General features: G+C 43.8%; 29 protein-coding genes and 1 pseudogene. 8 read left to right on the top strand and 22 right to left on the bottom strand.

Going from position 1 to position 24468, the window contains the following annotated elements; genetic code table 11:
* Positions 1 to 172 precede the first annotated feature (172 nt).
* Positions 173 to 1078 (top strand): nuclease-related domain-containing protein, encoded by a 906-nt coding sequence (locus tag ACNAZ4_RS12985; protein ID WP_415814966.1) that lies wholly within the window; start codon positions 173 to 175, stop codon positions 1076 to 1078.
* Between the two features lie 910 nt (positions 1079 to 1988).
* On the opposite strand, the gene ACNAZ4_RS12990 is transcribed toward ACNAZ4_RS12985, so the two are convergent.
* From ACNAZ4_RS12990 to gpr, 3 genes are all read right to left on the bottom strand, one after another.
* A complete protein-coding gene (locus ACNAZ4_RS12990; protein ID WP_415814967.1) occupies positions 1989 to 2321 on the bottom strand; it encodes a YqxA family protein in 333 nt (110 codons plus the stop codon).
* Positions 2322 to 2340: 19 nt separating this feature from the next.
* Entirely contained in the window at positions 2341 to 3546 is a 1206-nt protein-coding gene (gene spoIIP / locus ACNAZ4_RS12995; protein WP_415814968.1) for a stage II sporulation protein P, read from the bottom strand.
* 169 nt (positions 3547 to 3715) lie between these two features.
* Positions 3716 to 4840 (bottom strand): GPR endopeptidase, encoded by a 1125-nt coding sequence (gene gpr / locus ACNAZ4_RS13000; RefSeq protein WP_415814969.1) that lies wholly within the window; start codon positions 4838 to 4840, stop codon positions 3716 to 3718.
* Between the two features lie 223 nt (positions 4841 to 5063).
* Between gpr and rpsT the strand changes: the two genes are divergently transcribed.
* Complete coding sequence (gene rpsT, locus ACNAZ4_RS13005) at positions 5064 to 5324, top strand: 30S ribosomal protein S20 (protein ID WP_415814970.1); 261 nt, start codon at positions 5064 to 5066, stop codon at positions 5322 to 5324.
* Between the two features lie 59 nt (positions 5325 to 5383).
* Here rpsT and holA read toward each other — a convergent pair whose 3' ends face one another.
* Positions 5384 to 6412 carry a DNA polymerase III subunit delta gene (holA, locus tag ACNAZ4_RS13010; RefSeq protein ID WP_415814971.1) on the bottom strand — a complete coding sequence of 343 codons (1029 nt, stop codon included), beginning with the start codon at positions 6410 to 6412 and terminating at the stop codon, positions 5384 to 5386.
* A gap of 329 nt (positions 6413 to 6741) precedes the next feature.
* Here holA and ACNAZ4_RS13015 point away from each other — a divergent pair, with 329 nt between their 5' ends.
* On the top strand, positions 6742 to 6876 hold the full coding sequence (locus ACNAZ4_RS13015) for a YqzM family protein (protein WP_023627242.1): 135 nt from the start codon (positions 6742 to 6744) through the stop codon (positions 6874 to 6876).
* A 107-nt stretch (positions 6877 to 6983) separates the two neighbouring features.
* Here the strand turns inward: ACNAZ4_RS13015 and ACNAZ4_RS13020 are convergent, their stop codons facing one another.
* The 3 genes from ACNAZ4_RS13020 to ACNAZ4_RS13030 form a co-directional block, all read right to left on the bottom strand.
* Positions 6984 to 9323 (bottom strand): DNA internalization-related competence protein ComEC/Rec2, encoded by a 2340-nt coding sequence (locus tag ACNAZ4_RS13020; RefSeq protein ID WP_415814972.1) that lies wholly within the window; start codon positions 9321 to 9323, stop codon positions 6984 to 6986.
* A gap of 21 nt (positions 9324 to 9344) precedes the next feature.
* The gene (locus ACNAZ4_RS13025) at positions 9345 to 9755 is read right to left on the bottom strand and encodes a deoxycytidylate deaminase (RefSeq protein WP_415814973.1); all 411 of its coding nucleotides are present in this window, start codon (positions 9753 to 9755) and stop codon (positions 9345 to 9347) included.
* Between the two features lie 99 nt (positions 9756 to 9854).
* On the bottom strand, positions 9855 to 10466 hold the full coding sequence (locus ACNAZ4_RS13030) for a helix-hairpin-helix domain-containing protein (RefSeq protein WP_415814974.1): 612 nt from the start codon (positions 10464 to 10466) through the stop codon (positions 9855 to 9857).
* Positions 10467 to 10555: 89 nt separating this feature from the next.
* Here ACNAZ4_RS13030 and comER point away from each other — a divergent pair, with 89 nt between their 5' ends.
* Positions 10556 to 11377 carry a late competence protein ComER gene (gene comER, locus ACNAZ4_RS13035; protein WP_415814975.1) on the top strand — a complete coding sequence of 274 codons (822 nt, stop codon included), beginning with the start codon at positions 10556 to 10558 and terminating at the stop codon, positions 11375 to 11377.
* A 107-nt stretch (positions 11378 to 11484) separates the two neighbouring features.
* Here the strand turns inward: comER and ACNAZ4_RS13040 are convergent, their stop codons facing one another.
* From ACNAZ4_RS13040 to ACNAZ4_RS13075, 8 genes are read right to left on the bottom strand one after another with little or no spacing between them, the layout of a single operon-like run.
* On the bottom strand, positions 11485 to 12231 hold the full coding sequence (locus tag ACNAZ4_RS13040; protein WP_415814976.1) for a class I SAM-dependent DNA methyltransferase: 747 nt from the start codon (positions 12229 to 12231) through the stop codon (positions 11485 to 11487).
* The gene (gene rsfS / locus ACNAZ4_RS13045; protein ID WP_415814977.1) at positions 12232 to 12585 is read right to left on the bottom strand and encodes a ribosome silencing factor; all 354 of its coding nucleotides are present in this window, start codon (positions 12583 to 12585) and stop codon (positions 12232 to 12234) included.
* 4 nt (positions 12586 to 12589) lie between these two features.
* A complete protein-coding gene (gene yqeK / locus ACNAZ4_RS13050; RefSeq protein WP_415814978.1) occupies positions 12590 to 13156 on the bottom strand; it encodes a bis(5'-nucleosyl)-tetraphosphatase (symmetrical) YqeK in 567 nt (188 codons plus the stop codon).
* Positions 13146 to 13715 carry a nicotinate-nucleotide adenylyltransferase gene (locus tag ACNAZ4_RS13055; protein WP_415814979.1) on the bottom strand — a complete coding sequence of 190 codons (570 nt, stop codon included), beginning with the start codon at positions 13713 to 13715 and terminating at the stop codon, positions 13146 to 13148. Before ACNAZ4_RS13055 ends, yqeK begins: the two co-directional genes overlap by 11 nt.
* Before the next feature lie 20 nt (positions 13716 to 13735).
* Entirely contained in the window at positions 13736 to 14029 is a 294-nt protein-coding gene (gene yhbY / locus ACNAZ4_RS13060) for a ribosome assembly RNA-binding protein YhbY (RefSeq protein WP_415814980.1), read from the bottom strand.
* A 3-nt stretch (positions 14030 to 14032) separates the two neighbouring features.
* Complete coding sequence (gene aroE, locus ACNAZ4_RS13065; protein ID WP_415814981.1) at positions 14033 to 14863, bottom strand: shikimate dehydrogenase; 831 nt, start codon at positions 14861 to 14863, stop codon at positions 14033 to 14035.
* A 41-nt stretch (positions 14864 to 14904) separates the two neighbouring features.
* Positions 14905 to 16008 carry a ribosome biogenesis GTPase YqeH gene (yqeH, locus tag ACNAZ4_RS13070; protein WP_415814982.1) on the bottom strand — a complete coding sequence of 368 codons (1104 nt, stop codon included), beginning with the start codon at positions 16006 to 16008 and terminating at the stop codon, positions 14905 to 14907.
* Positions 16009 to 16011: 3 nt separating this feature from the next.
* On the bottom strand, positions 16012 to 16527 hold the full coding sequence (locus ACNAZ4_RS13075) for a YqeG family HAD IIIA-type phosphatase (protein WP_415814983.1): 516 nt from the start codon (positions 16525 to 16527) through the stop codon (positions 16012 to 16014).
* A gap of 426 nt (positions 16528 to 16953) precedes the next feature.
* On the opposite strand from ACNAZ4_RS13075, the gene ACNAZ4_RS13080 reads away from it, so the two are divergent.
* Entirely contained in the window at positions 16954 to 17094 is a 141-nt protein-coding gene (locus ACNAZ4_RS13080; protein ID WP_079510333.1) for a sporulation histidine kinase inhibitor Sda, read from the top strand.
* Between the two features lie 87 nt (positions 17095 to 17181).
* On the opposite strand, the gene ACNAZ4_RS13085 is transcribed toward ACNAZ4_RS13080, so the two are convergent.
* Positions 17182 to 17970, bottom strand: a complete 789-nt coding sequence (locus ACNAZ4_RS13085; RefSeq protein WP_415814984.1) for a phosphatidylserine decarboxylase — start codon at positions 17968 to 17970, stop codon at positions 17182 to 17184.
* Between the two features lie 257 nt (positions 17971 to 18227).
* Between ACNAZ4_RS13085 and pssA the strand changes: the two genes are divergently transcribed.
* Complete coding sequence (gene pssA, locus ACNAZ4_RS13090; RefSeq protein WP_415814985.1) at positions 18228 to 18767, top strand: CDP-diacylglycerol--serine O-phosphatidyltransferase; 540 nt, start codon at positions 18228 to 18230, stop codon at positions 18765 to 18767.
* Positions 18768 to 18882: 115 nt separating this feature from the next.
* Here pssA and ACNAZ4_RS13095 read toward each other — a convergent pair whose 3' ends face one another.
* Together ACNAZ4_RS13095 and ACNAZ4_RS13100 are read right to left on the bottom strand one after the other, a co-directional pair.
* Positions 18883 to 20661, bottom strand: coding sequence for a M3 family oligoendopeptidase (locus ACNAZ4_RS13095; protein ID WP_415814986.1), 1779 nt, complete (start codon positions 20659 to 20661; stop codon positions 18883 to 18885).
* A 122-nt stretch (positions 20662 to 20783) separates the two neighbouring features.
* Positions 20784 to 20930 (bottom strand): hypothetical protein, encoded by a 147-nt coding sequence (locus tag ACNAZ4_RS13100; RefSeq protein ID WP_415814987.1) that lies wholly within the window; start codon positions 20928 to 20930, stop codon positions 20784 to 20786.
* 150 nt (positions 20931 to 21080) lie between these two features.
* Here ACNAZ4_RS13100 and ACNAZ4_RS13105 point away from each other — a divergent pair.
* Both ACNAZ4_RS13105 and ACNAZ4_RS13110 read left to right on the top strand, forming a co-directional pair.
* Positions 21081 to 21173, top strand: a pseudogene (locus tag ACNAZ4_RS13105) (winged helix-turn-helix domain-containing protein); the annotation flags it as partial.
* 80 nt (positions 21174 to 21253) lie between these two features.
* The gene (locus ACNAZ4_RS13110) at positions 21254 to 21610 is read left to right on the top strand and encodes a group I truncated hemoglobin (RefSeq protein WP_415814988.1); all 357 of its coding nucleotides are present in this window, start codon (positions 21254 to 21256) and stop codon (positions 21608 to 21610) included.
* A 29-nt stretch (positions 21611 to 21639) separates the two neighbouring features.
* On the opposite strand, the gene ACNAZ4_RS13115 is transcribed toward ACNAZ4_RS13110, so the two are convergent.
* The 4 genes from ACNAZ4_RS13115 to ACNAZ4_RS13130 all read right to left on the bottom strand — a co-directional run bounded on the left by ACNAZ4_RS13115 (position 21640) and on the right by ACNAZ4_RS13130 (position 24222).
* A complete protein-coding gene (locus tag ACNAZ4_RS13115; RefSeq protein ID WP_415814989.1) occupies positions 21640 to 22200 on the bottom strand; it encodes a helical membrane plugin domain-containing protein in 561 nt (186 codons plus the stop codon).
* 14 nt (positions 22201 to 22214) lie between these two features.
* A complete protein-coding gene (locus ACNAZ4_RS13120; RefSeq protein ID WP_415814990.1) occupies positions 22215 to 23351 on the bottom strand; it encodes an NAD(P)/FAD-dependent oxidoreductase in 1137 nt (378 codons plus the stop codon).
* Between the two features lie 111 nt (positions 23352 to 23462).
* On the bottom strand, positions 23463 to 23702 hold the full coding sequence (locus ACNAZ4_RS13125) for a sulfurtransferase TusA family protein (protein ID WP_079509834.1): 240 nt from the start codon (positions 23700 to 23702) through the stop codon (positions 23463 to 23465).
* A 118-nt stretch (positions 23703 to 23820) separates the two neighbouring features.
* On the bottom strand, positions 23821 to 24222 hold the full coding sequence (locus ACNAZ4_RS13130; protein WP_415814991.1) for a DsrE/DsrF/DrsH-like family protein: 402 nt from the start codon (positions 24220 to 24222) through the stop codon (positions 23821 to 23823).
* Positions 24223 to 24468: the final 246 nt, after the last annotated feature.

The raw sequence follows: 24468 nt of genomic DNA on the forward strand, positions 1-24468 counted from the left end.
TCGCGCATGTACACTATTGTTGATTATATCAGCAGGAATATCAAGATTCAATAAATAATAGAGGAAGTGTGGCGGGCAGGGCGCCATATCCCGACAGGATTACGTACACGGAACGTTCACAGAATATTGGGAACTTATTAGGTAAAATGAATTGTAAGAAGGGAGATGGATTATGTTTATAAAAGAACGCTCTGAGTCTGAAGAATTAAAAGTCCTCAAAGCCTTGAACACACGGATGGATTTACCAGAGAAAGAGAAGCAATATTATTTGAATCTCCAAAAAGGATTTGAAGGCGAGGTGATGTTTGATGCGTACCTGAGACAAATAGCCATTCAATCACTGATCCTTAATGATTTGCTGCTTGAACAGAATCATTCACATTATCAAATTGACTCGCTGATGATCGCCCAGAGACTCTCCTACCTATTCGAAGTGAAGAATTTCGAAGGAGAGTATTATTTTGAAGGGGATAAATTCAAGACCATCAACGGGAATGAAGTTAAAAATCCACTGCTTCAACTAGACAGGAACGTGTCACTTCTAAGGCAATTTTTTAATAGTATTGGTATTAAAATCCCCATCGAGCCCTATCTCGTTTTCATCAATCCCGAATTCACATTGTACCAGGCCCCTCTTAACAGCCGTATCATTCTTCCAACAACTCTCAACCGTTTTATCCAAAAAATGAATAAGCAGATGTCTGCTTTGAACCACCAGCATGAGGGATTATCCGAAAAGTTAGTAGCCTCACATATTACGAAATCCCCTTTCAGCAAGGTGCCGCATTATGAATATTCACAGCTTCGAAAGGGTGTGTTTTGCCATTCTTGCGGGGCGGGAATGACAGAATATCATTCACTTATTTTAAAATGTCCAAAATGCCGAAAGCCTGTGAATACAAAAAGCGCGCTGGTGCGAAGTATTGAGGAGTATCAGGTTCTGTATCCATCTGAAAAGTTATCAACCAACACAATTTATGAATGGACTGGCGATTTATTTCCCAAGAGAACCATCAGACAGACACTGAAAGAGAATTTAATAGTTTCAGGATATGGCCCATGGTCATATTATGAATGAATTTTTGGTCACCAACTAATCGTTGGTGATCTATTTTTTGTGTTTTGGGGGCAAATAGGTTTATTGGCGACTCTTTTTACTAGTATATGGAGTTTCGAGGTCCCAACTCACTCTATTGGTTACACTTTTACCCAGTATCTGGATTTTCAAGGTTTCAATACGTATTATTGGTGACAGTGTTTACCAGTATCTGGTGTTTCGAGTTCTCAATACGCCTTATTGGTGACACCATTTACCAATATATGGTATTCCGAGGTCTCAATACGCCTTATTGGTGACACTGATTACCAGTATCTGGTGTTTCGGGGTCTCAATACGCCCTATTGGTGACATCATATACCAGTATCTGGATTTTCAGGGTTCCAATATACCCTATTAGTGAAGCCATTTACCAGTATCTGGTGTTTCGGGGTCTCAATATGCCCTATTGGTGACATCATATACCAGTATCTGGATTTTCAGGATTCCAATATACCCTATTAGTGAAGCCGATTACCAGTATCTGGTGTTTAGGGGTCTCAATACGCCCTATTGGTGACATCATATACCAGTATCTGGATTTCCAGGGTACCAATATACCCTATTAGTGAAGCCGTTTACCAGTATCTGGTGTTTCGAGGTCTCAATATGTCCTATTGGTGACACTATATCCCAATATCTGGATTTTTAAGGTTCCAATACGCCTTATTGGCGACACTGTTTACCAGTATCTGGTGTTTCGAGGTCTCAATACGCACTATTGGTGACATCATATACCAGTATCTGGATTTTCAAGGTTCCAATACGCCTTTATGCTGCCCCCCCTCTACCAGCAACTCAAGTTTCACACCTCCACCCCCTCCCTAATAGCACCCATAAAAGACGATCTCCGCAAACGAAAAAACAGCAGGCACCAAGCCCACTGTCCTCCCTACTTTCCGGTGATCAATTCTACTGTTTTCTCCATGACAAACGATACTCCGTCTGCGAGTTTTTTTCCGAGTGATGAAAAGAGGTTGAATGCTTTCATTTCTTCTAGCTTTTTCCGCTTTTGTTCGAGGTCATGGCTGGAGATGTCGTTGCCCAGGATTGCTGTTTCGAAGCTTCCACTTTCGTTTTCTTTTACACTTAAGGCACTTTTGAATTCTGGGTCTTCATAGCCTTTCATTTTATGGATTCCTTCGTTTGCCTGCTGCATACCGAACAATACGGATACGAACATTAAAGAAGCGAGCATCAAGCTTTTTAGCATGAACATTTTCATCTCGATCACCTTACTCATTTTATTTCTTGTCTGGAGGCTGTTGGTCAGCGCCATTTACTTTTTCGGCCTGCCAGTAGAATTCGCTGAATACATCGGCGAGGGCATCGGCTGACCTGTTCAATTCCTCGAATGTATTATCGACGCCGCCGAATTCGATCAATAAGGCGTTCCCGGAAAGGTCCTGGTTGAATTTCCCGTTGGTTGACGCGCCTTTTTTCTCGATGACACCCCTGCTGAGTCCTTTGCCATACTTCTTATCTAGGAGGTTATGCAATTCACGTGCAAGCGCCAGGTTCTTCTCGTAATTTGCATTTTCTCCGCCAATCACAAATGCTACTTTTGCATAGGATTGCCCGTTGATCTGGATGGTAGTTTTATCCTTGCGGTAACCGTCTCGATGGATATCGATGAAGTATTGCAGGTTCCGGTCACCTGCCATCGCCGCTTCTACAACCGGGCGTGCTTCCTGATAGGCTCTTCCAAAACCAAGACCTTTCTTGTTAAGGTTCGCCATGACATCGGTTTTATCAACTGTCGTTCCGATCCCCCGCTTTTCGAGGCTCGATTTCAGATGATCACCAATCCTGGTCACGTTCACCTGGGAATGATACGCCTGATTCGGATCTGTCACACCCTTAAGGTATGGAAGATACGATTCTCTTGTATGGGTAAAATAAATATATACCGCTTTGCGATCTCCTGTTGACAATGGCGGGGCTGCCGTCTCTCCTTGCGAAGCACCCGGTAGATCCTCGGTGTTTTGCAGGGCTGCCTCCTGCTCCGCCTTCAACACTTCAAGCGGAGGAGCTGATTCCATCGGCATGTTCGTATAATTTGTTCCCTCACCGGCTACGAGAATTTTTCCGTCGAAAAGCGAGAAACCCGGCAATTCTCTTCCCAGCAAGCTTCTTGGATCATCCAGATTGATATTGGTGGTAAGCTTGAACATGACATGCGTCAGCCTGGGAGCTTCGTATTCCTCTGGCAATGCCTGCAGGAACTGATGATTTTCCCAGCCCATCAAGCTGAACAGCAGCTGGCCGTTTAGGTTGGTCGCAGCCTGATTGACGGAATCGGAGGAGATCCGCAGTTCCGGCCTAAGTGTCGTCATGGCCCCGCTTATCGAAAAAATCCCAATGAGAAAGAATACAAATGCTAGTGCGGCTTTTACAACTTGAGTCCCCTGGATAGCTACAATTATTCCCGATCGTTTATTGAATCTCATTGCTCCACCTCTCTCATGCAAGTCTAGTAAATGTTATGACTTTGCTAGAGAAGATAGAACCAGGATTCCATTCGTAATCATTTTGAAATATAACTTAAGGCGGTTTTTGCAGGGATCATTGCTTACCCGCACCGTCAAAAACGGATATGGTTGTGAAGACAACAAAATTCTAATGTGTATACATTCCGGTGTTATCCTGATCGATGTTGGAATGCAGTGCAGAATTAAGTCCGCTCGCAATCAAATTCGCCATGTCATCGATGAAGACATCCACTTCTTTTGGAGTGACCATTAGGTTGTGGCCTAAAGGTGACAGGACCTCATAAATCAGCTTCCTTTTTTCTTCATCCTCCAGCGTCCCGATCATTCCCATGAATGTTTGGCGTTGTTCTGGTTCAGGCAAGTCTTCTTCCGTCAGCTTTCTTCTCTTCCCAAAACTCATTCCCGCTGGCACGAGTGATCTCGATGGCTTGCCGCCCTCCTTCATTTCCTTTCCGAAATGCTTCAGGATAAAATCGATCGTGTCACTTGTAATCGATACAGCGTCGACAACGGTCGGAACGCCTATCGCAATCACGGGAATCCCAAGGGTTTCTTTGCTGAGTTCCTTCCTTTTATTCCCTACACCAGAGCCAGGATGGATTCCTGTATCGGATATCTGGATTGTCGAATTGACTCTTTCAATGGAACGGGAAGCGAGCGCGTCGATTGCAATTACAAAGTCTGGCTTCGTTTTTTCAACGACACCAAAAATAATATCCGATGTCTCAATCCCCGTTAATCCCATCACTCCAGGAGAGAGCGCACTGACAGAGCGATACCCTTCCTCGACATACTCTGGCTGCAGTTCGAACAGATGCTTGGTCACCAGCAAATTTTCACAGACGAGCGGTCCAAGCGCATCTGGGGTCACATTCCAGTTGCCAAGGCCAACCACAAGACAGGACGCATCTTTCTTGATCCCGGCTTGTTTGATGAACTGGGCAAATTCATCAGCGAAGACTTTTTCCACTTTTCCTTGCAGCTCGGTATCCTGCTGGCGGATTCCGACAACTTCGATTGTCAAATATTGGCCCTGCTTTTTGCCCAGGGTCTTCTCACCCTCGGCAGTTACTTCTACGAGAGAAACCTTTATATCATTTTCTTCTTTTTCTTTTATGATGACGCCTTCAATTTGAGAGAGATTTTCCTCGGTATGGACGGTTGCTGCCTGGTCTGCCAGCACCATCTCCCTCGCTTCAACAGCCAGGTCAGTCCTGATTGAATACATGCTCAAGTCGATTGGTTCCTTCATGGTCGCATTCCTCCCAACACAGTTTGGCTGCTAAACAGCATACTATTGCCTATCTTTTCCTTTTATATCAAAAAACATTCACCTTGCTGTGGACATAAATTAAAGCAGAGTATTGCATTATTACCCCCTGTTTGATAAAATATCATTTGTTCTTAATAAATAAGAAATGTACTGGAAATGTCGAGTTCCATAAAATCTCGATGCTTTTTAGGAGGTGAACGGAATGCCAAACATTAAGTCTGCAATTAAACGTGTAAAAACAAGTGAAGAGAGCAGAGCTCAAAACATTACTGTTAAATCAACTATGCGTACAGCAGTTAAAAAAGCTGAAGCAGCAATCGTGAACAACGATACTGAAGCAAAAGCTTCTTACGCACAAGCAGCAAGCAAGCTTGATAAAGCAGCAGCTAAGGGTCTTATCCACAAAAATGCAGCTGCCCGCAAAAAAGCCCGTCTTATGAAAAAATTGAACGCTAACGGCTAATTTTTTTCATACTGCTAATAAAAAAACGACCTGTCAGGGTCGTTTTTTTATTTTGCCGCTTATGTAGTTTTCCCGCCTTTGATCTGGAACAGGATCATTTCTATCAGCATTTCCTTTTTCATGCCGCCTGTTTTCATCTGATAGTCAGCGTCGGCCAGAAGTTTCATGATCCTCGTTAATTCTTCATCCGAAAATGCCCCTGCTTGTCCAGCCGCAAGTTTTACCCTGAATGGATGAATTTTCAGCGTCCCGGCTATCTGCTGTTGGCCATAGCCTTTCCGCGCAAGCTCCTTTACCTGGTAAATCAGCCTGAACTGGCCGGTAATCACCGCAAGGATTTTGATTGGTTCCTCATTTTGCTTCAAAAGATCATAATAGATCCTTAAGGCAGCCTCAATATTACGGTGGACAACCTTATCGACCAGCGAGAAAATATTTTGCTCCAAAGACCTTGCAGTCAGACGGTCGACAATGTCCTTGCTGATTGGCTGGTTATCGCCCGCATAAAGCGCCAGTTTATCAATTTCAGAAGTCAGCATGAACAAGTTCGTCCCGGCAAGTGCCAGCAATAGCTCGATCGCATCATTTTCAATGACGGACCCATGGAGCTCAGCGCGCTCTTTGACCCAGGCTTTAATTTCATGCTCACCCAGCTTTTTCGCTTCGACAACTGTTGCTTTCCGCTTCAATTCTTTGGTGATTTTTTTGCGTTCATCCAATTTTTCGTATGGCGCAGAAAAGACGACGATCGAGTATGGAGCCGGCTGTGAAAGGTAATCCTCCAGTTTGGCGAGATTATGTTCAATCTTTCCTTTTGACTTTTCAGAAGTCAAAAACATAGGATTCTGCATGATGACCAATCGCTTTTCTCCCATGAATGGGAAGGTTTCGGCATCTTCCAATGCTGCCTCAATGGGCGTTTCTTCTAGGTCATATACCGAAAAATTGAAGTCTTTTTCTTCTTCATCCAAAACGTTGTCGACAAGAAGCTGTTTCGTTTCATTGATCAGGAATGCTTCTGTCCCATATAATAAATAGACAGGATCCACCTGTTTTTTGTTTATTTTTTTCCAAATGTCCAATACCACTTTTTTCCGCTCCGTTCAATCCAGTTTTCCCATATGTCTATCCTAAAGAAGCTTGGACATTTTGACAAGCATTCTAAGGGAATTGGCCTCCGACTTTCATGGCCAATTCCCCTATTTATATTGAACGCTGCTGTATAAGGCCTAGGATACTTATATGGCAGCGGTGCATCGAAGTTAAGATTATTTTAGCCACAAGAGGGAAAAGTATTTGTGTCAACTCTTGGTACATTGCAACATCAGCAGAGCAATGAAAGAAGCTGTAAAGAGAACACTGGATTTTTTAATTTGAATCGCTTATACTATTATAGAATTAATAGGGGGGATTGACTGTGAATCAATTCGAAGAGAATGTCCAAAGCAATCGCAATGACGCTGTTGACTCAGGTGTTGGATTCATCGTTTCTTTTGGATTCTTTGCAACAATGTTCATTATTGCGACAGTCGTGCAGTTAATCGGGAGTTAATCACGGCTACATAGGATAAAGTTATGGAGACTGCATTTTTTAATGCAGTCTCTTTTCATATTTATGTGATTTTCAAGGGGAGAGACGCATTTGCTCTTTGTTTTATTCTATGGTAATTGGAATGAAAACGTTCCTGTCTTACCTTTGAACTTATAAATGATCGCTCCATCTTCATCTGTTCTGTAGATGATGGCCCCAATGTCCTCCAGTCTTTCAAGCACTTCCTTGCCTGGATGGCCGTACCGATTCTTTTTTCCGACGGAAATGATTGCATATTCCGGCTTTGTCCATTCCAGGAAGTTTTCCGAACTGGAATTTTTGCTGCCGTGATGGCCAACCTTCAGCACATCGATGTCGAGCTGCTTGATGGCCTTCTCCATCGTCCTCTCCCCTTCCAAACCAAGGTCTCCAGTGAAAAGCCACTTTTTCCCGCCAATATTAGCAAGCAACACAATGGACCCGTCATTCCGCTCAGCCGGATATTGAATTGGATTGAGAATCAGGAAATCCCCGCCGCCGGAATTCCAACCTGATCCTAGTTGAACGTCCTGGATTTCTGTTCCCTGCTTGGCCGCAACCTCAATGATCCTGTTTTCCACCTCCGATCGATCAGGGGCACGCGGGATAATCAGCTGTTTGATATCCAGCTCTTCAAATAGTGCCATTGCTCCTCCAATATGATCCGCATCCCCGTGCGTTAAAATCAATTTATCAAGGCTCCTGATTCCTTCACTTTTCAAAAACGGAACGACGATTTTTTTGCCTGGATCATACTGGCTCCTTCCCTGCTGCCAGTCCTCCTTTGCAAAAGGAACGACACCCCCTGTATCAATGAGATAGTTCCCCTGGTTATACGGCAGCCTGATGAAAATGCTGTCACCCTGGCCAACATCCAGAAACACGATTTTTCCATATGGGTTTATATAGGGCCATAAAATTTGCATGAAAAGAGGCAGGAGAGGAATTGCAAAGATCCATAATGGTGTTTTGGCCTTCCTTGTTAAAACTCCCTCCCACTTATAAAAGAACATCGGGATCAACAGGATATTCAAAACCAGGATCAATGGCTCCATCCTGCCGATTACAAGTGTCGATACCGGTATTTCAGCAAGGCTGGCCGCAAAAAAGTTCACATTATGGACAAGTGTTTCCAGAAGGATTAAAACAAACGATGGCAATAATCCCAAAATGAAAAGAATATAGGATGACAGCAAAAGCGGAAGCATTATAAAAGAGAAAAGAGGAACAAAGAGAAGATTGGCGAAAATCGATATGACAGAGACTTCGTGGAATGACGAAAGGATAACCGGGATACTTGATATTTGGGCGGTAAAAGAAGCAGCAGCAGTTTGCCTTGCAAACGAAGTGAAGGATTTCAGGATGATCGGTGCTGAAAGAATCAAGGAAAAACTGACAACATAGGAGAGCTGGAAACCAATGTCATAAATGATGTCTGGCTGTAAAAACGCCATGATCATAAATGCGGATGAGATGGCATCAAGCGGCGCCATCTGGACCGAAAAGCGCTTTGAACCAATCAATAGGAGAAGCATGGCAGCTGCCCGGACTACCGGCGGTGCGAGTCCTGTCATGACCGTGTACAGCGGCAGGAAGGCCATCAGCATCAGCTCTGTTTTTTCCTTTGTCACCCCCAGCCTGATACTAATGAAGTAGAGCATTCCAGTGAGCAGCCCAACATGCAGTCCTGAAATCGCCAATAAATGGACGATGCCAATCTTCTGATAGGATCGTTCTGCTTCGGGATTGAATAAATCTCTCTCCCCAAAAATCAATGCGGCTGCAAGCGCAGAGGTTTCATCAGGGTAATTCTCTTTGATTCTCAGCACTTCTTTTTGCCTGTAGCCTTTTAGCTCAGTCAATATACTTTCCGTTTGTCTATGGCAGGTATCTAATGAAAGCTGGCCTGCTTCAAGGATCCAGGATATTTTGTCTCGTTCAAGATAATTCTTGTAATCAAAGGCATTTGGATTTGTGGCAGAAGATGGGCTGGAGAGGACTCCGGAAACGGAACAGGCGATTCCGGGGGTGAGGAACTTTTCGATGACTTCTTTTTCAGAACTCGTCTTGATTCTGTATTTGATGATAAGTCTTTCATCGGCTGGCATTGACAGTGTATAGGCAGTAAGCAAGTCACCATCCACCTTGATCCCGTCATCAAATAAAACGAGGAAATCCTTTTCACTGCCATCATATACTGTTTCAAACTCATCAAAGTACCCGGCAGCCATAAATACAGCATAACAGCCAGTCAGGAGCACAAGGATCGGTGACTGAAGTTTCTTTACTTTTATTAGGTAGGAGAGGGCGAGCAGGAACACCGCCCCGTACAGAAATAGATTCTGTTTAATCGTCAGCAAACCCAGCAGGGAAACAGCGGCAAAATAAAACAGCTGTCCCCTGATAGGTGCCATCTCAATAGACTTCATGTCTTTATTCCTTTAGAGTTTTTAAGGTAATTGGACAACCTCTACATCCCTTAAAAAGAGTTCATTGTATTTGTTAGGATACGCAGATTTATAAACAATACGGGCAATGCCTGATTGAGCGAGGGTCTTGGAACACTTTTCGCAAGGCTCATGGGTTACGAACGCCGTTGCCCCTTTTAACAGCCCCCTGTCCGCATGGAGGACCGCATTTTCCTCGGCGTGCAGCGTCCTGATGCATCGTCCCTGCTCATTTATCAGGCAGCCAACATCCTCACAATGATCATGACCGTGAATCGACCCATTATAACCGGTCGAAACGATATGCTTGTCCTTGACAATGACACATCCAACATGCAGCCTTGGGCAGGTAGAACGTGTGCCCACTTCTTCGGCTATATCCAAAAAATATTCATCCCAACTTTTTCGTTCCATGCTGTGATCCCCCTTAAATACCATCAATATAGTTTATTACAACCTTTTTATATCCTTCATTTTAAGTCTTTGACTGAAAGAGTTCAATTTCAACGGCAGCTATTTTACCGAAATCAGGTCCTTTAATTTTTCAAATGTTTTTTCCCCAATCCCGCTGATTTCCTTTAAATCCTCAATTGCTTTGAATGGCCCGTTCGTTTCCCGATATTCGATGATTGCTTCAGCCTTGGCAGGACCGATTCCAGGCAAGGTCTGGAGGTCGGCTGATTGTGCAGAATTAAGATCCAGCTTCCCATTGGCTGTACCCCCGGCATTCTGCATTGGTACAGAAGAAGAATGTACTTCTTCTCCGATGCGAGGAACAAAAATTGACATCTCATCCTGTACATACATGGCAAAATTAATTGCGGTCACATCCGCCTCGTTCTCAAGTCCTCCAGCTAACTCAATCAGGTCGATCACCCTGCTTCCCTCGTTCACCTCATATACACCAGGATGGGCGACAGCTCCCTTTATATCTGCCTTCATGATGATTTCTTTCGGCACGACATCTTCCTTTTCCTCCTTAGGATCCAAATCGGCCACCATCGCCAAAGCTCCGGGATTTCCTTCCGTCAGTTCATCCCCTTTATCCATTGAGGCATAAAGAAAAAATAACAAAGCCGCAATACCTGCAATGACAAAGATTTTGTTTTCCTTGATCCATTCCATTTAGCATCAGCACCTTTCTTCTATGGCATAAAATAAAATATAAAATCATATGGATATAGGAGAATAAATGTATGAAGGAGGGAAGGGTTGTGAAAATAGGGATAATAGGCACTGGGAATATGGGGAGAATTCTCGCCGAAGCTCTCATTGATGGGAATGCCGTTTCCCCTTCTTCAATGATGATTACAAATAGGACCTTATCAAAAGCTTTAGAAATTAAAAAAATATATCCCGGCATAACCATAGAAAACAATGCGACAGAAGTAGCTGAAAAGGCCGATGCCATTTTCGTATGCGTGAAGCCACATCATGTTTTTGGGGTCCTTGATACCATCAAGCCTGCGCTTACGAAGGATAAATGTGTAATCTCCATCACAAGCCCAATAAGTGTCGAACAGATTGAAAGTAAAGTGGATTGTTCGGTCATGAGGATCATTCCAAGCATTACAAGCAGAGCGCATGCCGGTGTAGCGCTTTTCTCGTTTGGCACCCGCTGCACCACAGAATGGAGGGAGGCACTTTTCACTCTTTTTAAAAAGGTTTCTGTCCCGCTTGAAATTGGAGAGAACATTACACGGGTAGCATCGGATATTGTCAGTTGCGGCCCAGCTTTCTTCAGTCACCTTGTCCAGAGCTTTATCAATGGAGCTGTCAGGGAAACGGAAATTGATCAGGAAACTGCCACCAAACTATCAAGCGAGATGCTGATTGGTCTAGGAGAACTTTTGCGTCAAAATCATTATACATTACAGACTTTACAGGAAAAGGTTTGCGTGAAAGGCGGCATAACGGGAGAAGGAATCAAGGTACTGGATTCTGAAACGGGAGATATGTTTGAAAAGGTGTTCAGGGCGACGCATGAAAAATACGCAAAAGAACTGGAAAGCATAAAGGAACAATTCGGTCCTTAAGAGTTTTCGCCGTTTAACTCAATAATCCTTCATTGAAAATGTGACAGAAATGGTACAAAAAAGGCTCCCGTGGTAATCGGGAGCTTTTCTAATGGATAAAGATCCTTTTATGACTTAATCATTGCAAAAAATAAGCGCTCAGTTGTTGAATCTGGAGCCTTGAGTGAGTAATCACCGGTGATTTCTATATCCTTGAAGCCTGCCTGCTTCAGCAAATCTGCATATATTTTTTCAGGATATGTACGCTGGTAATGCAGCTCATCGACACGATCATATTTCCCTGTACTGTCATCGAGCACGAAAAAAGTCAGTTCATGTTCAACACTATGCGGGGCTTCTCCTTTGAAGCTGTTCCAGATGTAGGTAATTTCCTCGTCATCCCAAGTAAAGGTGGCATCTGCAAAAATATGGTCCATCTTGTAAACGGAATGGATATCAAAAATAAACATGCCGCCTTTTTTCATTAGACGGTGTACACCTTCAAATGTCTTTTTGATTGCCTGTTCATCATCCAAATAATTCAGTGAATCACAGAAGATGCCAATGATATCAAACTCTCCTAAATCTTCAAGTCCTGTCATGTCCTGCTGGAAGAATTGGATAGGGAGGGATTGTTCCTGCGCCTTCACCTGGGCTACCGAAAGCATATCGCCAGACAAATCTGCGCCGGTCACTTCATAGCCTTTTTGCGCAAATCTGACTGAAAGCTCCCCGGTCCCGCATGCAAGGTCGAGAAGCTTCAATCCGTTCACTTGATATTTCCCTTTGTACGCTTCGACGATCTTGACCCATTCATCGTAAGGAACGTCCTGCATGAGTTCATCATACAAATAAGCGAATCGTTCGTAGGACACTTAATTCAGCTCACTTTGGACGTTTTCGATCGGGGCGTCTCCCCAGAGACGTTCTAAATTGTAGTAGCTTCTTTCTTCTTTATGGAAAACATGTACGACCACATCCCCAAGATCGATCAGGACCCACCTAGCTTCATCGAAGCCTTCCATCCTTTTCAGGCCATGGCCTTGCTCTTCTGCTTTTTCCCTGATTTCACGTGCAATTGCCTGCACCTGCTTGTCGGAATTACCATGGCAGATAATGAAGTAGTCGGCAATTAGCGAGATGCCTTTCATATTCAATACCATAATATCCTCTGCTCTTTTATCGTCTGCTGCTTTGACAGCTGTCATCAATAGTTGTCGATCGTTCATTCAATCACCCTCCTGAATTTTTTACAATGCTGTTATATGCGTTAAAAGTGTCCGGGAATACCGGTTGGTTTTTCTTCATCAAAAATTGGATGGTATTATTCATGGACTGGATGAGCGCAATGTCCAGATCACTCTCAGCCATCTCCCTTACCTCATCCACTCCGGGAAAATGACGGCCAGGCTCAATATAATCTGCCAGATAAATGACTTTATCAAGCAGTGTCATGCCGACCCTCCCTGAAGTATGGAACCTGATGGCATCAAGGATTTCCCCGTCCTTAATACCGGCTTCCTTTTCGGCAAGATAGGCTCCTACCGGGGCATGCCAAAGCTCACTGTTGAATTCCAGCAGGATTGCCGGCATCTTTTGCTCAACGATGATCTGCCTCATTTCCTCTTTTGGCCTGAACTTGGCATAATCATGGAAAATCGCAGCCAATTCTGCTTTTTTGGAGTCTGCGCCGTATTTCTCAGCCAGCCTGATGGCAGTCTCCATCACTCCAAGCGTATGCACATATCGATGTTCAGTCAGTTGCGGCTTCACAATCTTAAGTGCTTGTTCACGATCCATATATACCATTCTCCTCTATATAAACCCTTACAGATTCGGGCAGCAGATAACGTATGCTTCTGCCATTCCTGACTCTCTCTCTGATCATACTTGAAGAGATATCGATCTGCGGAGTTTCTGCATAAAGAATTTCATAATCCGTTTCAGTCGTGTATGACGGCCTGCTGACCCCCACAAACTTCACCATCTCCAGCAGCTCATCTATTTTATGCCATTTTGGCAAGTATTCGACCATGTCGCCGCCAATGATAAAATGGAAATCAATTTCTTTATTCTTATCCTTTAATATTTTCATCGTTTCATACGTGTAAGAAGGACCACTTCTCTCGAGTTCTGCTTTTTCCACCCTGAATCGCTGGTTGTCTGCAATAGCAAGCTCGAGCATCGAAAGCCTGTCTGAATTGCCAATCGGCATGTCGACTGTTTTATGCGGCGGAACCTGATTGGGCATGAACCATATTTCATCAAGCCCATAAGCATGAAGAACTTCATTCGCTATCACCAAATGTCCGGTGTGCGGCGGATTGAATGTCCCGCCTAAAATGCCAACCTTCATCAAACAGGCACCTCCAGTTTTGTTTATCTTGGTAGAACGATTTGCTTATTCTCGCGTGATTCTTTATACAAAACAATTGTATTCCCGATGACCTGGACAAGCTCTGCTTTTGCACCGCGTGAAAGCTGCTCTGCAACGGTATCTCTGTCCTCATCACAGTTCTGGAGGATACTTACCTTGATCAACTCTCTCGCTTCAAGCACGTCCGCGATCTGCTTGATCATATTTTCATTTACCCCGCCTTTGCCGACTTGAAAAATCGGTGACAGATGATGGGCTTTTGACCTTAAAAAACTTTTTTGTTTACCTGTTAACATGTGTTAACCTCCTAAATTTCTTAAAACATTGGCTCTCATTCTCTCGATATCAGGAAAAATCCCGGTCCATTTCTCGAATGCAAGCGCTCCCTGGAAAACGAACATGCTGACGCCATTTTGGATTTGGGCCCCTTTTTTGGACGCTTCCTGCAAAAATTTTGTTTGCAACGGATTATAAATGATATCACTTACAATTGCACCCTGCGATATATTTTCAGCGGAAAGCGGCAAATGTTCTGTATCCGGTGACATCCCTATGGAAGTAGTCTGGATGATCAGCTGGTAATCTTTCAATGATTTTTCAGCTGATTCCCTGTCCAGGGCCTTTGACTGGACTTTGAAGGGACAGGTGCTGACTAATTCCTCTGCCTTCCCGGCTGTCCGGTTGTACAGGTCAATCCGCTGAATGCCTGCCTGGGCCATTGAGAAGTAGATCGCTCTTGAAGCACCGCCTGCACCTATTATCAAAGCCGACCTGGAATCCAGATCAGCATCCATCGCTTCAAGTCCTTTGACGAAGCCCGGGCCATCTGTGTTGTAACCTGTCAAAAGACCATTTTCATTTTTGACTGTATTGACAGCTCCGATTGCCTCTGCCAAAGGATCGATTTGGTCGAGATAGGCCATGATATCAGTTTTATGCGGGATTGTCACATTGAAGCCACTAACACCCAATGCTTTCAACCCTTTTACAGCTGCCTCAAGATTATCCTTGCTAACATGAAATGGCATATAGACTGCATGTATTCCATAAAAATCAAACAAATCGTTATGCATGGCAGGAGACATCGAATGACCAATGGGATCACCGATGACGCCGAACAATTTTTTCATGGTTCTCCCGCCTTCCCTCATAGTTTTGGATCTCGAAGAGTTTAAATCAGGGACCTTCTTAACATCACATGGACCCCTTTAGGAACATATGCCGCAATTTTTGCGCCGACATCATTGACAGTGACCCAGCCGAGTCCTGAAAAAACGACATCCGTTTTTGCTTCCTTAATCGTGAACTCATGGCGGACAAGTTCGGGGAATTCCTCCATTTGCTCACGCCGGGGCGGAGTCAGCATTTCACCCGCATGGTTCTTATACAGCTCGTCCGCATTTTCCAGCTTTGTGCGATGTATACTGATTTCATTCGGTACATAGCAGGAGAAAGACCTTCTGCCGCCTGCCACATAATCGAAACGGGCCAGTCCGCCGAAAAATAACGTCTGCTGTTCGTTCAGCTGGTACACCTTTGGCTTGATTTCTTTTTTCGGTGTAATGTACTTCAAGTCTCGCTTATCCACATAATGCGCCATCTGGTGATGGTTGATGATTCCCGGAGTGTCGACGATCGCTTTGCCATCCTCAAGCGGGATTTCGATCATATCAAGCGTCGTGCCCGGAAAATGCGAAGTGGTGATGACGTCTCCTTCGCCTGTCACTTCCTTGATGATCCGATTGATAAAAGTAGATTTCCCTACATTTGTGCAGCCTACAATGTAGACATCTTTGCCATTCCGGTATTCATCTATTGCCTCCGCAGCTTCTCTGATGTTATACCCTCTTGCCGCACTTACAAGAAAGACATCGATTGGGTTGAGGCCAAGTTCCCTGGATTCCTTCTTCATCCAATCAATCAGCTTCCGCTGTTTGACCGATTTCGGCACCAAGTCCGCCTTGTTCCCAATCAACAATACCGGATTCTTCCCCGCGAATCTCTGGATCCCAGGCAGCCAGCTGCCATTGAAATCGAAAATATCGACGATCTTCACAATCAGGGCATCCCTGTTCCCCAGCTCATTCAATATTTTCAGGAAGTCATCATCAGTAAGACTTACATCCTGGATCTCATTATAGTTTTTCAGACGAAAACATCTCTGGCAGACGATAGCCTCTTTTTCCAAAGAAGAAACAGGGGCATACCCCAATTCTTCTGGGTTTTCGGTTTGGATTTTGACACCACAGCCTGTACAGATTAATTGCTCACTCAAATCTTAGTCCTCCCAATTCAGCTTTCCTTGTTTCCTGAACCAATTTAAAATCCTTCTTTCCACTTTCCTGTTGAAGCGGGTCACAAACCCATCTGTCTGGGCAACAGGAACAACGAGAATCGTATGGAACCCACTTCTATTCCCGCCTAGGACATCGGTCAGCAGCTGGTCGCCAATCACGACCGTTTCTTCTTTGCGCAGACCCATTTGCTTCAAAGCCTTGTTGAAAGCCCTGGTCATTGGCTTCCTTGCCTGGAAGATAAACGGGATTTGAAGCGGGTCAGAAAATGACCTGACTCTCTTCTCATTATTATTTGAAACAATCGTTATGAGTATTTCATTTCTTCTCATATTATCAAACCACTCGATCAGTTTTGGGGTCGCAGTCGGTCGATCCCATTCTACGAGGGTATTGTCCAAATCAGTTATGATCCCCTTTACGCCTTTTTCCTTCAGGCTATCAGGGTCGATTTCGAATATACTTTTCACATGCTGGTCAGGCAAAAAATGCTTTAGCAATTTTCAAACACCTCATTAATTAAATTCCATCATACCGTTAACATCATACCCAATTTTATCCTCGTATTCAAAACAAACATACAGCATCACCCGAATTAACGGCAGTCCGTTGATAAAGATAGACAAAAACAGCCGGATTTCTGCTTTTTGCAATAAATTTTCAAAGTATTATAAAAAACTTTTCGACAAAATCCAACGATTTCCAGCCCTGTGGATAACCTTATGCACAATATACACATTGATTCTATTACTAATTTCCCATTTATAAACAATTTAATCACAGGTTATCCACTGCTATTTGTGGATAATTAGAACAGTTGTTCTGCAAGTTTCTATCTGCTAGAGTAAGGGTAGAAACGAAACATCTTACAATTATATGCAGTTAAAATCTGATTTAGAAGTTCCTTTTGGGGGTGAATGACTGAAATGCGTAAGCTATCGGACGAGTTGTTGATCGAATCTTATTTCAAAGCAAGAGAACTAAACCTTAGCTATGAGTTTATTCGTTTGATTGAAACGGAAATCCACCGGCGGTCATTATCTAACCGAATCAAAGTTTCTTCCTGACAGCCCCAAAAGGGCTCTTTTTTTTTGGCTTGAATGGTATATATGAAACCAAAACGAAAGACACAGATTAAACCTGTGCCTCACTGGTCATCCTTGTCCATGCATTGTACCGATTTTCTCGCCAAACTTGATATGATATGGCGGTTTGATGTTCGGCAGCAGATTCACTGTTCCTTTTTCAAATAGAAGCACAACAGTCGAGCCAAAGGTGAAATACGCCATTTGCTCGCCTTTTTCCAGGCTGGGTTTCGCGTGGGTTGTTTCAATCGAGTTAACGAACATCGCGCCAACCTTTATAACGGCCATGATACCTGCCTCATGCCTGATTTCTGTTATTTTGCGGAAATTCTTTGACAATGGGTAATTTCCGTATTTCAACCCTATCTTGTTAACAGGATAAGATTTCTTTCCCAATGTCCACTGATTGACGACATTGCCGGCAACAGGGCTATGAATTTGGTGGTAATGGCTTGGACTCAGGTAAAAAATCATATATGTTCCTTGTTCATACCTTGCCATTGCTTCATCATTCCCGAGCATCTCGGAGATGGAGTACACTTTCCCTTTTACTTTAATGGTCCTGTCAGCCTCGATTTCGCCGATATCTTCAATCACGGAATCAACTGGACTTACCACTGCAAAAGGATCTTCATCCACTTTCCTTGCTCCTTTTTTCAAATTCCTGATGAAAAAGTGATGAAGACTCTCATACTCTTCTATCGATTTTTCCATTTCCTCCTGATTGATTTGATATGTTTTAGCAAAGGAAGGAATAATTTTTTTACTGCTTTTTGATTTTGCGAATTTATGCAAAATGGCTGAGGTCCATCTCCCATTCGTCAATTCAATCAGCAGGCGATATATTGGTTGGAGCAATGAACATACCTCCGATAAAGTTTATTTGGTTGTAGCTTTTCTATCTTCGTGATTAAAATTAATTAAAAATTCCCAAAAGTATCAAAAAGAAATCTTTACGAATCGGCATAATCAGCTTAGAATTATATATTATTATATAATAACCCAATGTGCTAGTTCCCTTTTCAATAAGGTTGTTTCTTTTGAATACGTGACCGGAGATTTTCGAAAAGCAGGATGATGCGGCAACTGTTTTCCATTTAGAGGAGTGAATTTTCATGTTTCTTCATGATGTACTTGACTCAACTGTCAAAAAAGTAAAATCCCAGACTGCCAACGTGCTGACTTTGGCCAATCTATCACTGGGTGGATTCGCAATCATCGTCGGAATGAAAGGCAATTTGAACTTGAGTCTTCTATTGATTTTCATTGCCGCCCTTGCTGACCGGTTTGATGGCATGGTGGCCAGAAAGCTTAATATCGAATCTGAGCTTGGAAAGCAATTGGATTCCATGAGTGATATTATATCATTCGGTGTGGCTCCTGCACTATTAATCTATCAGGGAATTTTATTCGAGTTTGGCGCCCCGGGAGCCTTTTTCATCGTTTTATATATAGGATGCGGCGCATTCCGCCTGGCAAGATTCAATATAACCGAGAATAACGGCTACTTCACAGGATTGCCGATCACCGCAGCGGGAGTGCTGGCAACGCTTAGTTTCCTGGCGATCCCCCATATTCCTCCTCAAACATTCTTATTTATTATGTTGACCCTCAGCCTGCTGATGATCAGTTCTTTCAGATTAAGAAAAGTATAAAACCCAGCCTCAAAAAGGCTGGGTTTTCGTTTGTCTTCAGTTAAACTTCCTGCTTCATGCTGGACTATCGGTGCCTTTCCGCCTTATGCAGTTTCTTTTGCAATCTCACATGATTTTACTCCGTCAAAGCCATGAATTCCTCGACATCATCCACGCACATTCGAACGGCTTTTTCCCAGAAATCCTTTTTCGTGAGATCGACGTTCAGGTGCTTCTGTGCCAGCTCCTCGACTGTCATCGATGCTGAATCTTTCAACAGGGCAATATACTTTTCTTCATATCCCTTCCCCTCTTCCAGTGCCATTGCATAAATGCCGAGGGAGAATAAGTAACCAAATGTATACGGGAAGTTATAGAACGGTACTCCTGTTATGAAGAAATGGAGCTTGGATGCCCAGAATAACGGGTGATATTCCTCAAGTGCCCCGCCATAGGCTTCTTCTTGAGCATTCTTCATCAATTCCCCTAATCTTTCCGGATTGACCACTCCTTGTTTACGCTCTTCATAGAAGCTGGTTTCAAACAGGAATCTCGCATGAATATTCATCAAGAGTGCGACCGAACGCTGGATTTTATCCTCCAGTAAACCGAGCTTCTCTTCCTTGGTCTGCGCATTTTTCACCGAAGCATCTGAAACAATCATTTCAGCGAATGTAGAAGCGGTTTCCGCCACATTCATCGCATAATTCCGGTTCAGCAGGTGCAGATCTCTCATGGCAAAAGTGTGGAATCCGTGTCCAAGTTCATGTGCCAGTGTGGAGACATTGGATGGCGTACCAGAGTATGTCATGAAAATCCTTGACTGGCTGCTCTCAGGAAAGAAGGTATGAAAACCGCCGGGAGCCTTGCCGGGACGGTCTTCTGCCTCAATCCAATTATCCTCAAATGCCATTTTCGCAAAATCGGCCATTTCTTTGCCGAATTGTGCAAAGTTGTCGACAATAAAGTCAGCACCTTGCTGATAGGTCATTTTGGATTCAGCACTGCCAATCGGCGCATCCAAATCAAACCAGCTCAGCTTTTCAAGTCCAAGGAGTCCCGCTTTGCGGTTCAGGAACCTGACAAATGGCTCCTTGTTGTCGGATATGACCTCCCACATTGCATCAAGGGTTTCTTTTTTCATCCTGTTGATATCAAGCGGTTCCTTCAACACATCCTCCCAGCCTCTCAGCTTATAGACATTCAGGCGGAAGCCGGCAAGATGATTGAGTGTCTTTGCATAAAAGTCCTCTTTCTCTCCCCAGGCTTGTTCCCATGCCGCAAAAACATCTTTACGGACAGATCGGTCTGCATCTGCTAGCTTATTGGCAGCCTGGCCGACAGAAAGACTTTCCTCTTTAAACTGGACCTTCGTATATCCGACAAGAAGGTCATACATCTGGCCCCAGCCGTGGTAGCCGTCCACACTTAACGCATTTATTGCCGTCTCCTCTTTTTCGGAAAGCTTTTCTGCTGCCCGGTCACGACGCTCAGTAAGAACAAAACGAAGCTCCTTCAAAAGTCCGTCCTGCAAAAGCTCGTCCCAGACATCCTGCGAAAAGCTGGACAGTTTCTGGTCAAAAGCAGTCAAAGCGGTTTGCAGTGAAGCACTCAGTTCGGTGACCGTCGCCTTCAATTGTCCAGCCTTTTTGTCATCCGTGTTCTGTGCGTGCAAACAGCTCACAAATGCCCCCGCCTGCCTAACCTTCTTCGCTGCTCCATCAAACAGTCCGACGAGATCCGCCAGCTTTGTTCCCTCGTCTGGCTGATCTGCTGGCTCCCAGCCTTCAACTTCCTTTTTAAACTTTTCAATTTGTTCGCCTGCAGCCTTAAGATGGTCTGCAAATTCTGGAGAATTGCTTCCCCCTTCAAAAAATACCTCTAAGTCCCAGACATCAGAATATGTATTTGCCATTTTGTTTCCCCCTTTATGTCTATTATTTTATTATAATGTTATTTTTCTAAAATTTCTATGTTTTCAATCATCGCAATGGATGATGGAAAGGTTCATCCAGTCCAGGATGAACCTTTCCCTTCTTAACAAGTGAAATACCACCATCCTCCGAAAATAAGGACGATTACAAGCAATATGATGAATAGCGCAAACCATGCGCCGCCACCGCCGTAAAAGCCGGGATATGCTCCATAAGGTACTCCGTATGGCGGATAATAACCGTAAGGCATACTTTCACACTCCTTTTCTTTATCCTATTATTAAATTATGGGATTCTGTCCTTTTTGGTTTGGGCTCTGCATCTGCTTTCCGTTTAATTCGCAATTTTTTTAGTGTTGTGATGGGGCTTACACAGTTTCCCCAAAAATTTAGTGTAAGCTTTTTTACAAAACAAAAACAAGGTGTTCACAAGAGAACATTTAATCTCAACAATTTGGGGTTATGGTGTCGCAACGGAGGACCGTACGATTGATTAGAAAAGTAAGTTTCATTCATATTCTTACGGATAAAAGAGATAATAAGCCAGTCATTCTCAAAACAGGAGGAATATTGAATGGAAACTTTATACGACCGGCTTGGCGGACAAGATGCAATCGCAAAAGTTGTCGATGTTTTTTACGATAAGGTGCTTGCAGATGAATCTGTGAATCAATTTTTCAAGGAAACTGACATGGAAAAGCAGCGCCGCCACCAGTCCTTATTCATCAGCTGGGCATTGGGAGGACCTAACCAGTATTCCGGAAAAAGCATGGAGCTGGCCCATAAAGGCATGAACCTCAATGATGAACATTTTGGAGCGATCGCCAATCACCTCGCAGAGAGCCTTCGGGAATTCAACGTCTCGGAACAAGACATCAATGATGTGCTTGCAAAGCTGACAGAAATGAAAACGGACATCCTCTATAAATAGAAAAGGAGAAGGGACTCCCTTCTCCTTTTCTATTTATTCAATTGCTTTGGCAGGTTTTGCAGGAAAGAAATCATCAGGGTCATGCCTTCCCTTGTTTCTTTCTGTGTGACAGCCCTCATCAGCTGCATCGAGGACAGTGGCTCTTTATCTTTTGTTTCCTCCTGAGCATGATGGAACGCAGTCAGCATGCCGTCTACCAAGTCAATAGCACCGAGCTGGACGAAGGAATCCGCAAGCTCAACCCCTTTGATGGCCTTCTCGACCATATCAGTTACCATCGGGCCAGTCATTGCACCCTTCATGGCAGCAGCCATATCCGCAAGCTGCATCAGCGATTTCAGGACACCGGTTTCTTCCATGCGTTTTACTTCCATCAAAGTACGCTCGAGGTTCTCTGCTACTTCCGGCAGGGCCTTTAGCAGGGAGAGCGTTTCAGGCTGAAGCAGGTCATCGGCCATCTCGACCATCTTGACGCCTGTTTCGGCAATACTCGAGACCATTTCCCCGGTTACTGCATTCATGGCTGCATCAGTGAAGCCAACGAGCTTATGTTGCTCTGTTTTTTGTACTTGAGGTGTTTCTGTAGCCATCTCAACCACCCCTTCTATAAAATCCCTTTGGCATTTAACCAGTAAAGCTCATTGTATACTGCTTTGAACCAGTGCAGCAGGTCAGAAGTCTCTGCTGGCTGCGGCGGGTTATTGTAGTCAAACGTAATCATGCTGGCATCTTCAAGGCTGTTTTCAAGGAAGCAGGCCACCTTGCCGTTATATACAGCTGTTTCCGGGCGTCCGGATAAGCGGCTGATGATATTGGCAACAAGGGATTCAGACTGATAGTGTGCAGTTGATCCAGCTTTGCTGATTGGCAGGTTTGTTGCATCACCGATTACATAGACATCGTCATGGCCAACCATTTTCAATGTTGTCCGGTTTGTTGGAATGAAGCCTGATTCATCGCCAATGCCGGAATCAATTACAGCCTTTGCGCCTGTATGCGCCGGAATCGTAATGAGCATGTCATACTCATGTTCAGAGCCATCCATTGTAATCGCAACCTTGCGCTTTGGATCCACTTCTTCCAGATTGAAGAATGTTTCATACTTGATATCCCGTTTTTCAAACTGCGGAAGAGCCCATTCTGCTACTGGGACCAATGAATGGATACGGCCGATCGGATAGGAGTATTTGATTTCGATATCCTTGCGTCTGCCATTCTTACGGTAATAATCATCCAGCATCAATGCCAGTTCAAGCGGAGCTGCTGGACATTTGTGCGGCACATCAATGGTGATCAGGATCTTTCCTTTTTCCATCGCTGCAAGGTCATCTCGCAGGCGTTCTGCTCCATCGAGTGTATAGAAGTTATGTGCACCTTCCCGCAATCCTGGAACGCTGTCAAAATCAGGATGGGATCCTGTTGCGATGACAAGGTAGTCATATTGATATTGCTTTTTGCCTTTCACCGTCTTCTTCTCGACGTCAATTTTTTCGACATCATCATAGACAAGATTCACATGTCTGTGTACGAGAGTATCCTGCTTCCTGATAAAATGCTCTGACGGCTTTTCATTGAAAGCAATGAATAAGTAACCTGGCTGGTAAATATGCTTTTCTGTATTGGAAATCAAAGTGACTTCGACTTCACGCTTTTTGATTTCTTCGCCAAGCTGTCGGGCTAGTTTATTCGCGACCATTGTACCCGCGCTGCCTGCTCCAAGAACCACGATTCTTTTTGTCATTTGGTCCACCTCTTTACTTGATTCTTTGATGAAGGCTGTTCTCTGTACTGGACTCTTCTCAGGCTTAAACAGTTAAGCCACCGGAAAGAGCCCGAATCAAACAGCGATCAATTATTTTGCTTTCCTGACTGCGATCTTGAATTCATCGCCTTCATTTTCCAGATAGGCAATTTCGTGGCCCATTTTATTCACCCATTCAGGTATATCCACTGCAGATCCTTTGTCTGTGGAAAGGACTTCCACTACATCTCCGACTTGTGCTGTTTTGATGCCTTTTACCAATTCCATTAATGGTCCTGGGCAATATGCTCCTCGTGCATCGATTGATTTTGTTACTTGTACTTCACTCATGATTTTTTCCTCCTGTAAGGTCATGTTATATGTTAAAATAAGAAAAGATTTTTTATTTTGCTTGAAGTGGAAAATGTGAATGGCCTGCACGCCGAATCACTTTTCCTGCTTCTGCAGCTTACATTGTAATGACTGTTGCGCCTTGAGTCATTCCGAGGAATTTAGTAACCCCGATTACACCATCGAACACATCAATCATGTCTTCTTCTTGCCAGTCCATGATGTCCATCGCCAATGCGCAGCCGTAAATATTCAACTCACCCATATCTTTGCCTTCCTGTAATAATGCATCGAATAGCGGGATTTTCTTTGCAAGCATTTCCTTACCGATTGTGCCTGTAACAAAATCAGTATTTTCAAAGCTGTCTTTACGGAAAGATTTAAGAGCGTTCATTGTCACGAACACGTTGACTGTCATGCCCGACATGGATGCGACGGATCCTACAAGTGCCCCAGCATGAAGTTTTTCAAGATCTTCAGATAATAAAATAACCGCTAAAGATGGTGTTTGCTGTTCCATAATAATTGCCTCCCAATAAATTTTATATATTGATTTACCTTACACCTGAATTATACCCATACCCCCATATCTATGTCTGTTTCTTTTATGTGAACTTTATACGTCTAAAAAGTGACAAAACCAACTGTTCACAGAGTTATCGATTGTGTTGGGAAACTTCTTTCTGGTTTAAATTTCCAAAACAAAATATTTATTAGGACAGACACAATACCTCCTCTTCAGACATAGGAATTTATTATAGGCGAA

Source organism: Mesobacillus thioparans (genome assembly GCF_965138835.1).
GTDB lineage: Bacteria > Bacillota > Bacilli > Bacillales > Cytobacillaceae > Mesobacillus > Mesobacillus thioparans.